The organism is Paenibacillus sp. PL91, from assembly GCF_012935325.2.
Classification (GTDB): domain Bacteria; phylum Bacillota; class Bacilli; order Paenibacillales; family Paenibacillaceae; genus Pristimantibacillus.
The window spans coordinates 773,366-787,102 of sequence record NZ_JABBYG020000001.1 but is presented as its reverse complement, the minus strand read 5'-3'; the positions used below and the strand labels follow the sequence as shown (position 1 = coordinate 787,102).

Here is a 13,737-nt window from a genome sequence, read left to right as displayed (position 1 = left end):
CCAGAACAATATTCATTTCTTTTGTCGCATACCATTTTTGGTGTCCATCATTTCAGGTCTTTTCTTCATCATGAAGGTAGGCATCCGAATAATAAAATCCTTCCAGTCACTTACGCGATATGGAACTGCCGGGGAAGCATAAGGCACGCCAAAGCTTTTTAGTTTGACGATATGCGCGCATAGCAGCAAGAAAAACAACACAACGCCATACATGCCAAAGGCAGCTGCACAGAACATCGCTAAGAAACGAAGCATCCTCAGCGCAATACCAGCGTTATATTGTGGAATCGCGAAGGATGAAATCGCTGTTACAGCAACAACAATAACAAGGATTGGACTGACGATACCGGCTTGCACGGCCGCCTCGCCAATAATCAAACCGCCAACGATACCCATTGCAGGACCAATTGGCTTCGGCAGCCTAAGACCCGCTTCCCTTAAAATTTCAATGGCAGTCTCCATAATTAAGGCCTCAACCAGTGAAGAAAAAGGTACGCCCACTCTGGCGCCAACGATAGAAATGGCTAACTTGGTCGGAATTAAGCCTGGATGGAATGAAATGAATGAAATGTACAAAGCAGGAGCCAACAATGCCACTAAAGCTGCAAAAAACCGCAATATTCGAAGTAATGAGCCTACCATCCAGCGCTCATAATAATCCTCTGGCGATTGCAGCAGCATGCTAAAGGTAACCGGAGCGATCAAGGCAAAAGGCGTACCGTCGAGCAATATGGCTACTCTGCCTTCCATTAACGCACCGATTACCCGATCTGGCCTTTCTGTGCTTTGCACTTGTGGAAAAGGGCTCAAATAATCGTCCTCAATAAGCTGCTCGACATACCCCGATTCAGGCAAATTGTCGATATCGATTTTATTGATTCTACGGCGCACCTCTTCAACTAATTCGGGAGCAGCAACATCTTTGATGTATGCGATAATCAGCTCTTTTTTAGCACGCGAACCGACCTGTATGCTCATAAAAGCCATGCTGTCGTTCTCGCCATGTCTTCGGAGTAATGCTGTATTATCTGATAAGCTCTCATTGAAGCCTGCCCTCGGACCTCTTACAAGAGCCTCTGAGATCGGCTCTTCAATGCTTCGTGATTTGCTGTTAAGTGTTGCAATCAAAATCGCTTCTGACATTCCATCGATGAGAAGTGCAGTAAATCCTGTTAACACTTTCGGAATAAGACCTTCCACCGTATCTACTTCTGCAATTTGACTAACGGATAATACTTGGTTGATTAAAAACGATTTTGTAATGGTTACCTCATGGTTCCGTAAGGACATTAATGCTCTTAAAATGTGCTGATCAATTAATTCCCTATCCGTCAAACAGTTTACAAATATGATGGCAGCTGGAATGCCAGCCTGGCCAATTGAAAACTCCCGGATCGTGACATCCGAATGATAAACCAATTGTTTGCGGATTTCGTTTAGATTTATGCTTATATCTTCATGCATCCCCATCACTCATCCTCTGTTGGCCGAAGCTTTTTAAAAATGTAAAAAATGATAACTGGAATGACTAGCGTAACGGCTGCCTGAACATATACCGGCCACTCAGGAATGTTCAATTGATTGATCATAGCCAATGCTAATCACTCCCTTGTTTTTTGTCGAATAATCAATATTTTTGCCGTAATGTGAAGCATATAAACTGTGATCGAATGAATATTCTTTAAATAAAAAAAAGGAGAAGGGATTTCCCCTTCTCCTTACACGTGCTATTTTCACTTATAAGTAAGCGCGACACCTTTTGGCAGAACACTTTCGACCTGTCCTCGAACATAGCTATCATTCATTTTTTCGCCGAAAATAACGATGTTGCCGCTATCCTCTCTCTTTCGGATCAATCGTCCGATTCCCTGTCTGAGACGCAGCAGCATATATGGCATATCTACCTGCTCAAATGGCGAATCCGCATCATTACGTCTTGCTGCAAATAACGGATCGTTTGGAGGAAACGGAAGCTCCCACACGATAACCTGCGAGAGAGATGGCCCCGGTATATCCAAGCCCTCCCATAAAGTTACCGCGCATAATATGCTTTCTTCCTCATTTTGAAACTGCTCAATCAAGTAACTGATCTCGCTTGTGCCCTCATACAAGAAAGAATATGATGCGGCATCAGCATGATTGTTCGCTTCTGTCTTGAACTGCTCCAATTGCTCCATGGATGGGAATAAAATAAGCGTCCTTCCGCCTGACTGCTTCAGCAGTCGATAGGCTTCCTCCACTTTATCCTTTACCCCCATTAAATGTGTAGTTTCAGGTATCGACACCGTCATTTGCTGCTCATAATCATACGGAGAAGGAACCGAGAAGGATAAGGCGCTCTCCATTCCCAAAATATCCATCATATAATTAAACGAACCATTGACCGATAGTGTCGCTGACGAAAATACGATAGGCATTTTGCGGGAGAATACTTGCTCCTTCAGCACTTCCTTCACCCATTTTGGCATGATGACAAGCGACGTGCCTTCCTTATCCTGCGAGACCCAGCTAATTGGCTTGTCCTCTTTTTTGAATAAGGAAAGCGCAAATTGAATCATTTCCAAATGCTCTTCAACAATTTTCAGCTGGTACGTATCGATCGTATACAAGCCGCTCTCAAACACGAGCTCTTCTTCAATAACCGAAAGCGTATCCTGCAAACGATTGATTTCACGGATGAGCTCTTGGCTCCAAACGATCTCCTTGCGGTTTGAGGCAGGCACCTTCAGGCTGTGCTTGTCCATCATTTTGAACAAATGCTCGCTTTGGGTAATCGCATCCTCAACGGCAACAGCCAGCGATTCGCGAATCTCCTCTTGCAGCAGCCGCGTGACGATTCCTTCAAAAACGGCATGATTGAGCTTATAGGTTAATGCTTGCTGTGCAGCCGTTTCCAGCAAATGTCCCTCGTCGAATACGACGGAGCTGTGATCTGGCAGCAATGGTAGCTGACCCTCGCGCTTTCTAGCCTCATACGTCCATACATGCTCCATATAGAAATCATGCGAGCAAATGATGACATCTGCCGCTTTGCGGTAATGGTCGCGCGACAGCGTTTGTCCGCAGCGATGCCTGACGTCGCACACTAAGCAGTCTTGGAATACATCCCAGCCCAGCTCGTTCCACTGCTCATCGCTGAGGTTTGGATAGTCCTTGCGATTTCCGTATGGCTGGAAGCTCTGCATCGAATCCGGCTTGTGTACGAAGCTTGGAAGGCCGCGATAGATGCTATCGAACAGCTCCGCGTCATCCTGTCCGGCTCTCGCATCCTCCAGCTTATTCAAGCATATATATTGATCCGCTGACTTTCCGAGTCTAGCGTCAATAGTCAGATCCAAGTAGCGCGCAAGCTTCGCAATGTCCCCTTCGGGCTTGACGAGCTGCTCGATTAACGATTCATCCGCACAGGCAATAATGGCTGGCTTTCTCGTATAACGCGCATAGCTGATGGCATATAGTAGATAAACGAACGTCTTGCCTGTTCCGACTCCTGCTTCTGCAAAGATCGTTTGCTTATCGGCATATGCGCGTTCTAATTGAAAGGCCATATAAATTTGTTCATCTCTAATTTCAAAGCCAGCCTCCGGCAGCTTCTCATAAAAAACATCGGCAATCCAATCGCTTGCTTGCTGGATAAAAGGGTGTTTCGGGTCAAATTCAAACGGATACTTATTCACGGGTTGCTTGCCTCCATCTATAGTAGGCACAAACAGCTGCGTGCATGCACGCAGCCAAATGTGAAATCTCCTGTACTAATCGCACACTCAAATATAGCACTAGAGCATGTGTTTAGTCAAAGGGTATACTGAATCTAAGCTCATATTCATTTCATTCCAGCGTACGAAGCTGGTCTATCACCGGACTCATCGTTCCTTCTAATCGGAATACGCATGGAATGTTAATCCATATGAGTCATATGCATCTAAAATGCGATCAATCGCGAGTTTGTTCAGAACGGAGGCATGGCAGCCATCGCCGCTATCAAAGATTGGGATTTAAAATCACTGCTCTTCGGGCTTCTATTTCTATGCTTTGCCGATGCTGCATTTACAGATATCGGATTGCGGCTGCAATTAATTGAGGAGCTTAATCCGCTCGTATCGCGTCTCTATGAATGGAATTTAGTCGGCTATTACGGGATGAAGCTATCGCTTCCGGTCATCCTTATTCTTATTTACTATCGCATTAAAAATCGGATTTGGATTAACCCATTTATACTCGTTACCATTTTGCTTTACTTCATCGTCAATCTCTATCATCTAATCTGGATTTCTTATGTCGCATAGAATGCTCGAATGATGTGTCCTCTCCTTGGAAAGGATTTTCTTTACCTCTATTAAGGCTGCTGTATAATAGCTTGTATAGGTTTTTAGCAGCGGCCCTCATTTCCATTGGGACATTAAAGGAGTTCATCATGCTTGAAGCAAGAACAATTGCACCCCTCACCCTTTTCAAATTTATGTTAAAATGGCTCCTGATCGCAGGCACGGTTGGTGTCCTGTCTGGCTCTGCCGCCGCTTTCTTTCTAGCTAGTCTCGACTGGGTGACAAAGACGCGGCTCAATCATCCTTGGCTGCTGTGGCTGCTTCCAGCAGGCGGCGCCTTAGTCAGCTATATCTATCTTAAGCACGGCAAACAATCGGGAAAAGGCAATAATTTAATTATTGAACAAATTCACTCCGGAGAAGGCGCCATTCCGTTAAGAATGGCCCCGTTAGTCTTATTCGGTACGCTTACGACCCATCTGCTTGGCGGTTCAGCCGGTAGGGAAGGTACAGCTGTCCAGATGGGCGGAAGCTTGTCCGAATGGGTAGGCAAGCGATTAAAGCTGAATAAGCTTGACCGTAAAATCATTCTAATGTGCGGAATCAGCAGCGGCTTTGGAGCAGTTTTTGGAACGCCGCTCGCAGGTACCGTATTTGGGCTAGAGGTGCTCACGATCGGGCTTATTAGCTATGAAGCGCTGCTTCCCTGCTTTATTGCCAGCTACGTCGGCCATTTGATCACGACGGCATGGGGAATTAAGCATCTCCATTTTTCCATAGGTGCTGTACCGCCGATGGATTGGCTGCTGCTCATCAAAATAGTAGCGGCATCCGTATTATTTGGTTTGGCGGCCCTGTTATTCACTCAGCTTACTCGAAACCTCAAGCTAGTATTAACAAGAAGGTTCAGCAATCCAGTCTTAAAAAGTGCAATCGGCGGTTTCCTTGTTATCGCACTTGTATATGCTTTAGGGACTCGAGATTATTTAGGGCTTGGTATCCCGCTCATTCAACAAGCCTTTCAAGAATCGGTGTCGCCTTTTGTTTTCCTTCTTAAGACCCTATTTACAGCCATTACGCTTGGGACAGGCTTCCAAGGCGGCGAAGTGACGCCTCTCTTCGTCATCGGCTCTACGCTGGGCAGTGCGCTCGCCGGCTTGCTTGCAGTACCCGTCCCGTTACTAGCTGCAATAGGTTTTGTCTCCGTATTTAGCGGCGCAGCCAAAACGCCGATCGCTTGCTTTATTATGGGAATTGAACGATTTGGCGCCGAAGGTGCTATTTATATGTTCATCGGCTGCGTAATCGCATTTCTCTGCTCTGGACGGGTCGGTATATATGAAGCTCAGAAACAGAGGTAAGATCCCTCTCACTACACAAAAAATGGCCTGCTCCCCTGAAGGGATCGCAGGCCATTCCTTTTTCGTTTAGAAATATACAATATAGATAACAGCCGCGAGCACGATCCGATAAATCGCGAAGGGCACCAGCTTTATTCTATTAATAAGCTTTAAGAAGAAACGAATGGATATAAGCGCGAACACAAATGCGCTGAGGAAGCCTGCAATGAAGAATGGCAGCGACTCTACCGTGAAGTATTGCCAGTTTTTCGCCAAGGACAGCAAGCTTGCGCCCGCCATGATCGGAACGGCCATAATAAACGTAAAATCTGCCGCGGCACGGTGACTCATGCCCAGCAGCACCCCGCCTGAAATCGTTGATCCCGAGCGCGAAAAGCCCGGCCAGAGCGATAAGCATTGAATCAGACCGACCGAAAGAGCTTGCTTGTACGAAATTTGGTCGACGGTTTCCACCTTTGGCTTCGCTGGTCTTAAGCGATCCGCAATAATCATGAATACGGCACCGATAACGAGGCCAACCAGCACTGTCCGAATCGAGAATAAATACTCATCGATGTAGTCATCGAATAGGAGGCCGAACACACCCGCTGGAATGAGGCCAACGAGGACATGCGTAAGCTTCAGCTTTTTTTGCGGCACAGACGTTGACTGACCTGCTTCTTTGCTGCTGCGGCCTAAGCCGAGCAAATCGATGAATCGGTTTCGGAAAATAATGACAACTGCTAGAATCGATCCTAGCTGGATGACGATTTTGAACGTATTCGCTACGTATTTCGTCAAATACTGCTCCGATTGAAGCCACATATCGTCTACTATGACCATATGTCCTGTTGATGATACAGGTGCAAACTCCGTCAAGCCTTCCACAATTCCCAGAATAATCGCTTTTAAGATGGTCAAAAAGTCCATGTGTGCTTGAATCTCCTTACTCTATGTATGATAGAAAAACGATAAAGAACATAACCTTTCAAATCATAACATAAAATGCCCTCTTCCAACAAATCGGGCTGTCATATAAGATTCCATCGTGTCGCCATTGGGATAAAAAAAAGTCGCCGTTAGCTCAAAATTGAGCTAAACGACGACTGTCGATGACTGATCAGCCAAAACGCTGGCGGTACCCGCATTTGCGGCAAAGCTCCTCGACTGCTTCTCTTCTGGAGAAGCCATCATAGAGCTTCGTTGCCCGTTCATTCTCAATAATTTCCGAGAAATGGGTATCGTGGATGTTGCCAAGATTGATAATGCCCTCCCCATCCAAGCAGCAAGGGATGACCGTACCGTCAATGAGCACACCAGCTTGATTGCGCAAAGCATGGCAGAACCCTTTGCCGTTATATTCAGGCTCCTTCAAGTCCGGCCATTTGAACTCCGGGTCCTGGTTTAAGTAAATGCGCTCCGCAATTTTTACGCCTGAGCCCGGAATAAACTTCTCTTCAATTTTATAATCAAGATCGAACGCCTTCTCAATCATGCCTAGCAGCTCACGGTTTTTGTTCTTCTGCTGATTCGTTTCATTATCCATATCCAAATTCCATAATCGGAACGAGATAATGATGTTGGAGCTCGCTACCGCTTCCTTCACGAATGACAAAATTTCCGCAAGATACCCTTCCTTATTGGTTGATCCCGCATGTCCGTCAAAGCTGTGAAGCGAGAAATTGATTTGGCGCAGAGCCGGTTTATTCAGAAGCTTTTCTTTGTTTTTCGTAATAAGTGTTCCATTGGACGTAATATTCACTTTAAAGCCCTTCTCATGGCTGATATCAAGCAGCTCATCCATTTTCGGGTGCAGCATCGGCTCGCCCTTTACATGAAAGTAAATATAGTCCGTATGCGGTTTAATTTGATCGAGCGTTTTTTTGAAATCCTCTACTTTAATAAACCCCTTCGCCCTTAGCGTAGGAGGACAAAAGCTGCATGATAAGTTGCAAATGCTTGTTGTTTCTATATAAAACTTTTTAAATCTTTTCATACGTCATGTACTCCATTCCCGTTGACTCAGCTGATTACGTTATATGAGCCTAAAATTCATCTTCATCAATTCTATCGCTATTATACAACGCCAAGCAAGCAAGTGACAAAAGGAATAAACGGCAGCAGCGGCTTATTCCCGGCTCTCTTCGCGCAAAGGCTGAATGCCAACAGGTATCGCTTCAGGTTCAGACGCAATAAAGGCTGCTTGAAAGGTGCCCTCGTAGCTGAAAATTTGACCAATCATCGGATTTCGGACATCAACCGTAATTTTGAAGCAGCCTTCATCGTCATCATACCATTCATTAACCTCGGCGCAGCCGGTAAATCGATTAGGGAACCGAAAATTCAGCCTACCTTCGTAGAAGCGCTGCTCGCCAGAGCGTATTCGAATGCCGCCGTTTGCCGCTGCGGAAATGTCCAAGTCGACCGCCAGATGCTGCTTATTGCCCAAATAATCTACGATTATCTCTCGTTCGCTGCTATACACCATCGTAGCATCAAAATGTCTAACCATGCGCGGAAATTTAAATTTACGAATCCAGGTAACCGTCTCGCGCCCGAATCGATCTACATAAGCAAAGTTTTCGATTGAAAATGGAATGTTCCTGCCGCCCTGCGGAAACATAATATGACGAAACGTTCCAATAAATAGCGGAAATGCTACGAGCTTGTTGTACCAAATCCGCTGCATCACGCCATGACCAATGGACGCGGCTTTGTCGTGACTGCAAAATCCAAAACGCTGCTGAATGCGAGGATGAAGCTTTTGAAAGTCGTCGCCAAGCACTTTCTCATAAATCGAACGCATCATAAATTCCCCCTTGCTGCCTGAGCTTATTAATTGGATTGTCGCTTGCACCGGCTTGCTTGCGGCAAATATCGTGTACTCCATCTTGCAGCTAAGCATAAGCCAATCATCGGAATAGCAAGCGTCATAGGATTAAATGGTGACATGAGAAGCTGCGGGTTATAAAATAGCGCAGGAAGCGTTAAAGTAAGCAGCATCACAATTTGAGCCATATAGATTTTCTTTTTCCGATGAAAAAAAATAGTAATCAGGGCTAATGCCATTTCACCAATCCCTATAAGGTGAACCATTAACAGCTCTCTCCCCTCAAACCAGCCTAGTTGCTGCAGCAAAAAAAGCTCTCCTGCTTGCGGAAATAGAAGCTTAGGTACAATGCCTTCATAGAGCCAGAGCAGCACCATGATCATAACGCTGACATAATGGATCAATGCTCTCTCCGCAATAACGGAAGGAGGCACTTGCTCCTCCAGCCATATGCGAAGTCGATCGAAGCTCCATGCGGTCGCGTATCCGAACATTGGCCGGAAAATAAAACGATCCAGTAAACGTCCAGCCCATCCAAAACGGGTTCGATAATCGAATAGCGTTATAAACGTTATCTTGTCTCCGTCATTCTTGTATTTCCAGTAACCGCCTCCGCGGCGAATAAGCGAAATAGGCTGCTCTGATGTGAACGATAAAACGGACATTTGCTCAGATGCCTGAGGGTCCATCGTGCTGTACGCTTCACCCTTACCTTTGATTTTTAATCCAAAGCCGATTCTCGTCCCATATAAAAACGGCTGTTTTTCTGAATCAGTTAGCCTTGGCAAATAATGAATCTCTGAAAAGCGTAAATCCCATTGCTCATGCAGCTTTGGCGATTGCGTATGCTCCCATAGCTCCGCAGGTTTCGCTCGGATATCAAGCTCGACATAAATCGGTTTAGGTTTCATCCGGAATCCCCTCCTGGTTAACAGCTTGAATGCCTTGTTCCAAAAAACTTCCGATCAAATCAGGCGTTGGCAGCATGCACCTGTCTGTTCTTCCAAACCACCGGTAACGATTATTTGCAACCAGATCATAAACCAAATTTCTCCATGCTCGCGGAACAACAATAAATATATACCCTATCCGCCACCATCCACCGAGCATGCGAAAAACACGCAATGCAGCATCTGACTTCGTATAATATTGATTTCCATGCACCATCACGAACGTATTTAAATCATGCGTTGAAAGCTTGCCTCTAATTAGCAGCTGAACCCCGATTGACGATTGAAGCATCGCAATTCGAAATGCTCTCGCTTTATCCCTCTTTGCTACAAAGCGTGTGATTCCGCTGCATAGCAAGCATTGTCCATCAATCAGCAGCACAGCGGGCTCATCCTTGCCTGATCTAGACCGATACATTCTTATCGCTTCCTCTCCTACTCATTGTAAGCGCATGTGCCGCCTCACAGGCAGTTCCATCTTTCATAGAACAACAAGAAGAGGGGTACTACATTTCGTAGTACCCCTCACCATATAAGCAATGAACGAAGCGCTATTCCTTATCCTCTCGCTGGAATAAACCTCTTCTTCTAACCTTTTCGATCGCTTCTTTACTGCTCCGAACGCCGAATTTTTTCAGCATTTTGTTCACCTGATTTTTAAGCGTGCTCTCGGCTTTGTACAGCTTCTGTTCGATTTGCGACTGCGTATAGCCGGCTTCGATAAGCTCGAACACCTCGCGTTCTGCGCCTGTCAATTCCTTTAACTGCTCCTCGCGCTTCAGACGCGCCAGCTCCTTAAGCAAAGCCTCCATCGGAGCAGGATGATGATAGGCGCTGCGAATCGACTGCGGAAGCTCCTGAAAGCGAGATTTCTCCAAATACTGCACAGCGCCTGCCGTAAAAGACTGCGTCATCGATTGTTCATCATTTAATGACGTTAACATAATGATTTTGGCTGCTGACAGCTCATGCATCATCATCGCCGTTTGAATGCCATCCAGCCTGCTGCCCTCCAGCTGGATATCCATCAGAACAACGTCAAATAGTATCGACTGAGCCATACGAAGCGCCTCGCTCGAATTCACAGCTGTACCGACGACAAGCAAATCGGGCTCCCGATTCAAATAGGAGGTTAGCGCTTTTATCCAATCCGCGTCATCTTCTACAATAAATATTTTAATGTGGCTCAAGGCAGTACCCTCCCCATTCAATCTTTACAGAAGCTTTTTTCGCGGCCATATAAAAGCAACTTTTGTGCCTTGGCCTTCTCGGCTCATTATTTCGACCTTCGCCCCGCTTTTTTGCATGACGTTATAAACATAAGATAAACCGAGGCCGAAATTTTTTCCGCCCTTCCCGCTGCTGAAGAAAGGATCAAATATTTTCCCAAGCTTATCTTCCGATATTCCGATGCCGCTATCTTGAATAGACAGCATAATCCCTTTTTTATGCGTTTCCAATCTTATACTAATCACGCCTCCGTTCGGCATGGCTTCACAAGCATTCATCAGCACATTTCCGAGCGCTTCGCTGACATGAGTGGCATCGCATTGAATGATGGGTCGAAGCTCATAAATGACGTTGATGGCTATGACATATCGATTTAATAAACCCTCATTCTGCGTGAGACACTGATCGATGAGCCTATCGAGTTGAACGGGCTCTTCCTTTAGCGCGATATCCTTCATTTGGCTGTGAATGCGGCTCATCATCTCAAACATATGATTGGATGCATTTGCAATAATCTGTATATGCAGGTTGGACTGCTCATTGGAACCTTGATATAAGCGCTTTAGGTTCTCGGTGCTGATGGCGATTTTTCCGAGCTCATTTTTTATCGTATGGTTCAGCAGCGCAGCTCCTGTACTGACCGCTCTCATCGTACCCTCCAGCGGGTCATGCTCAAAGCGCAGCTTAACGCCAAGAACTCCATACATAAACGTGCAGAGCAAAGCTACGGCAAGCGAGTAAATCATAAAAACGGAAATATAATTAAAAAATTCAAAGTCAGGAGAAATGACTTTTGCGATATAAATGAAAAAAAGAACAGCAAGCAGCGTCGGGACGATGATAATGACAGTAATGAATCGGCTGCGCTTTAACCGGGCATCCCGTTCTTTCCAAAAAGACGACACCAACAAATAGCAGGAAATCAAATAGTAGGGAGCGCTCCATATAAGCAAAATAGTGAAAAACCATTGCTTATCAGCGGTTAACCATTCATACCCGGCCATAATAGCGACTGGCAGAGCCAATAACAATTTAACTTTGCTTCTGGCGCGCTTAGCATCTATGGCTCCTGAATAAACTACGCTAAAAACGATAACGCCATACGGCGTAAATGTATAATTGAGAAATTGCAGGAGCTCGGCTGCGCCAGTAAACTTGCTATCCATCATTAGATTGGACAAGCCTCCAATTGAAGCACTGCACAAGAAAAAAGCTGCCCAACGATTCGATTCGTTTCTCCGGTTGTTTAGAATAACAATAATGGCTGCTGTGAATAAGGCTAAAAAATAAAAGAGCATGCTCAGGCACCGTCCTCCGTCGCGTCATCGTATGGTCAGACTATCGTATCATACATAGATACAGGTAAGTCCAGTAAATCCACGATTCGTCATGAAAAAAATCCCAATCCATTCTTTCGAATGGATTGGGATTTTCATTTTGGCTTAGTAATCGGATTTCGGTTTGCGTGGCTGCGGCTTCGGTTTGTTCTGTACAGCAGGCAAATGACGCATGCTGCGTAGCATCGGGCCTTTACAAATTGGACAAGCTTGCTCTACATCTGCAAACTCATCCCTTACCCAAGCCTTACAATCCGGGTTTTTGCATTTGAATATCTTGGTCGCTTTTAATTTCGGTTTTTCTTCTTCGCTAGTTGCCACGCCTCTGTTTTCCCCTTTTCTCTTCTTTACTAATGGCATTAATCATTTATAACGTTAAATAAACAGGAGCGACACATACTGGTTTCGACACCGTGACGCTTTTGCCGGTATATGTTAACTTCCCATTATCTTTGTCAACCGTGAAGACGGCAATATTATTCGTATCCCGATTGGCAGCAAGCAAATAACGTCCGCTTGGCGTCAAAGCAAAATGGCGTGGATGACCGCCCTCTACCGAGATATGCTGAACAAGCGATAATAATCCTGTCTTAGCATCAATCGCGTATACGACAATGCTATCATGCCCGCGATTAGACCCATACACATATTTGCCGTCTGCAGAAATCGTAATTTCGGCACATGAATTCTCATCTTTAAAAGTATCTGGCAGTGTGCTTACGGTTTCCAATGTCGTTAACTCACCGGTCTCACTACCGTATGCAAACGAGGTTATAGTTGAATCCACCTCATTAATGACATAGACGAACTTACCGTTTGGATGAAACGACAAATGGCGAGGGCCGGCACCAGGCTGCAGCGCAACCTCACTTTGACGCACAAGCTTGCCGTTTGCAGCATCCAAAGCGTATGTAACGATGCGATCAAGTCCTAAATCCGAAATAAGTAAATATCGGCCATCTGGGCTATAGAATGAGGAATGAGGATGCGGACGATCCTGGCGCTCAGGATGCTGGCTGCTGCCTTCATGCTGCTGAACGTCAAGCACTTCCCCAATAGCTCCATCTTCGGTAATGGAAATGAGACCAATCATCCCGCCATGGTAGCTTGTAACCGTTAAAAACCGGCTGTCTGCATCACGCTGAATATGGCAGGTCGTCGAATCAACCGTTATCGCGCGGTTCTTGATTTGAATCGAGCCTTTGGCGGCGTCAATCGAAAATGAGGCAGCTTCGCCTACCTTCTGTCCTTCTTGATTCACGGTCTCAGCGATGGCGTACAAAAGCTTACGGTTTGCATCAACATTCAGAAACGTAGGATTTTTGAGGCCTACGAACTCGTCTGTCAACGTTAATGTGCCCGATTCTTCATCGAAAGCATACACGTAAACGCCGCTTTCCTCCGCTTCCGCATATGAGCCTGCGAACACTAGCAGTCGTTGCTGTTCAACTGTCACGAATAATTCCCCCTTAACGTTAGCGTATCAGAGCACGAGTACGAGCGTCTGACTACTTCACCGTTATCTATTATAAGTCGTGATCGCATTCCAGACAATTAAGTTCTTCATTTAGGCATTAGGATATGCTTGTTTTTCGTTTCCAACTGCTGCCTGCCCAGACGACTAAATCGCCGAGACAAACTTCCTCGGCGACCTTAGCAATGGGAACTTTTATTTTTTTTCCGTTAATTAAAATATTGGCAGCTTGCTCATCAAGTCTTGTGATTTTGCCAACCCTCACAATGTGGCAGCTGCTCTGTATCGTTGATTCATCCATATTACGTCCG

At 45.6% G+C, this 13,737-nt stretch carries 14 protein-coding genes and 1 pseudogene; 2 read left to right on the top strand and 13 right to left on the bottom strand.

What is annotated here, in order from left to right:
- Positions 1-12: 12 nt before the first annotated feature.
- From HI950_RS03750 to HI950_RS03745, 3 genes and pseudogenes are all read right to left on the bottom strand, one after another.
- Positions 13-1,455, bottom strand: a pseudogene (locus tag HI950_RS03750) (spore germination protein); the annotation flags it as partial.
- 14 nt (positions 1,456-1,469) lie between these two features.
- A complete protein-coding gene (locus HI950_RS36345) occupies positions 1,470-1,595 on the bottom strand; it encodes a hypothetical protein (protein WP_262985658.1) in 126 nt (41 codons plus the stop codon).
- Positions 1,596-1,733: 138 nt separating this feature from the next.
- Positions 1,734-3,677, bottom strand: coding sequence for an ATP-dependent DNA helicase (locus HI950_RS03745; protein WP_169081529.1), 1,944 nt, complete (start codon positions 3,675-3,677; stop codon positions 1,734-1,736).
- 285 nt (positions 3,678-3,962) lie between these two features.
- Here HI950_RS03745 and HI950_RS03740 point away from each other — a divergent pair, with 285 nt between their 5' ends.
- Positions 3,963-4,286 carry a DUF5658 family protein gene (locus HI950_RS03740; RefSeq protein ID WP_169081530.1) on the top strand — a complete coding sequence of 108 codons (324 nt, stop codon included), beginning with the start codon at positions 3,963-3,965 and terminating at the stop codon, positions 4,284-4,286.
- 128 nt (positions 4,287-4,414) lie between these two features.
- On the top strand, positions 4,415-5,626 hold the full coding sequence (locus HI950_RS03735; protein ID WP_169081531.1) for a voltage-gated chloride channel family protein: 1,212 nt from the start codon (positions 4,415-4,417) through the stop codon (positions 5,624-5,626).
- A 66-nt stretch (positions 5,627-5,692) separates the two neighbouring features.
- On the opposite strand, the gene HI950_RS03730 is transcribed toward HI950_RS03735, so the two are convergent.
- From HI950_RS03730 to HI950_RS03685, 10 genes are all read right to left on the bottom strand, one after another.
- Positions 5,693-6,535, bottom strand: coding sequence for an undecaprenyl-diphosphate phosphatase (locus tag HI950_RS03730; RefSeq protein WP_169081532.1), 843 nt, complete (start codon positions 6,533-6,535; stop codon positions 5,693-5,695).
- Between the two features lie 190 nt (positions 6,536-6,725).
- Entirely contained in the window at positions 6,726-7,601 is an 876-nt protein-coding gene (locus tag HI950_RS03725; protein WP_169081533.1) for a radical SAM/SPASM domain-containing protein, read from the bottom strand.
- A 132-nt stretch (positions 7,602-7,733) separates the two neighbouring features.
- Positions 7,734-8,411, bottom strand: coding sequence for a DUF4166 domain-containing protein (locus HI950_RS03720; protein WP_169082200.1), 678 nt, complete (start codon positions 8,409-8,411; stop codon positions 7,734-7,736).
- Between the two features lie 29 nt (positions 8,412-8,440).
- Positions 8,441-9,346 carry a DoxX-like family protein gene (locus HI950_RS03715; protein ID WP_169081534.1) on the bottom strand — a complete coding sequence of 302 codons (906 nt, stop codon included), beginning with the start codon at positions 9,344-9,346 and terminating at the stop codon, positions 8,441-8,443.
- Entirely contained in the window at positions 9,336-9,803 is a 468-nt protein-coding gene (locus tag HI950_RS03710; protein WP_169081535.1) for a thiol-disulfide oxidoreductase DCC family protein, read from the bottom strand. Before HI950_RS03710 ends, HI950_RS03715 begins: the two co-directional genes overlap by 11 nt.
- A gap of 133 nt (positions 9,804-9,936) precedes the next feature.
- Positions 9,937-10,575, bottom strand: coding sequence for a response regulator transcription factor (locus tag HI950_RS03705; RefSeq protein ID WP_169081536.1), 639 nt, complete (start codon positions 10,573-10,575; stop codon positions 9,937-9,939).
- Positions 10,576-10,599: 24 nt separating this feature from the next.
- Positions 10,600-11,913: a sensor histidine kinase gene (locus tag HI950_RS03700; RefSeq protein ID WP_169081537.1), complete on the bottom strand. Its 1,314-nt coding sequence runs from the start codon at positions 11,911-11,913 to the stop codon at positions 10,600-10,602.
- A gap of 144 nt (positions 11,914-12,057) precedes the next feature.
- Entirely contained in the window at positions 12,058-12,273 is a 216-nt protein-coding gene (locus tag HI950_RS03695; protein WP_317618285.1) for a cold-inducible protein YdjO-related protein, read from the bottom strand.
- 46 nt (positions 12,274-12,319) lie between these two features.
- Complete coding sequence (locus HI950_RS03690) at positions 12,320-13,408, bottom strand: lactonase family protein (RefSeq protein ID WP_169081539.1); 1,089 nt, start codon at positions 13,406-13,408, stop codon at positions 12,320-12,322.
- A gap of 118 nt (positions 13,409-13,526) precedes the next feature.
- A complete protein-coding gene (locus HI950_RS03685) occupies positions 13,527-13,727 on the bottom strand; it encodes a hypothetical protein (RefSeq protein ID WP_169081540.1) in 201 nt (66 codons plus the stop codon).
- Positions 13,728-13,737 lie beyond the last annotated feature (10 nt).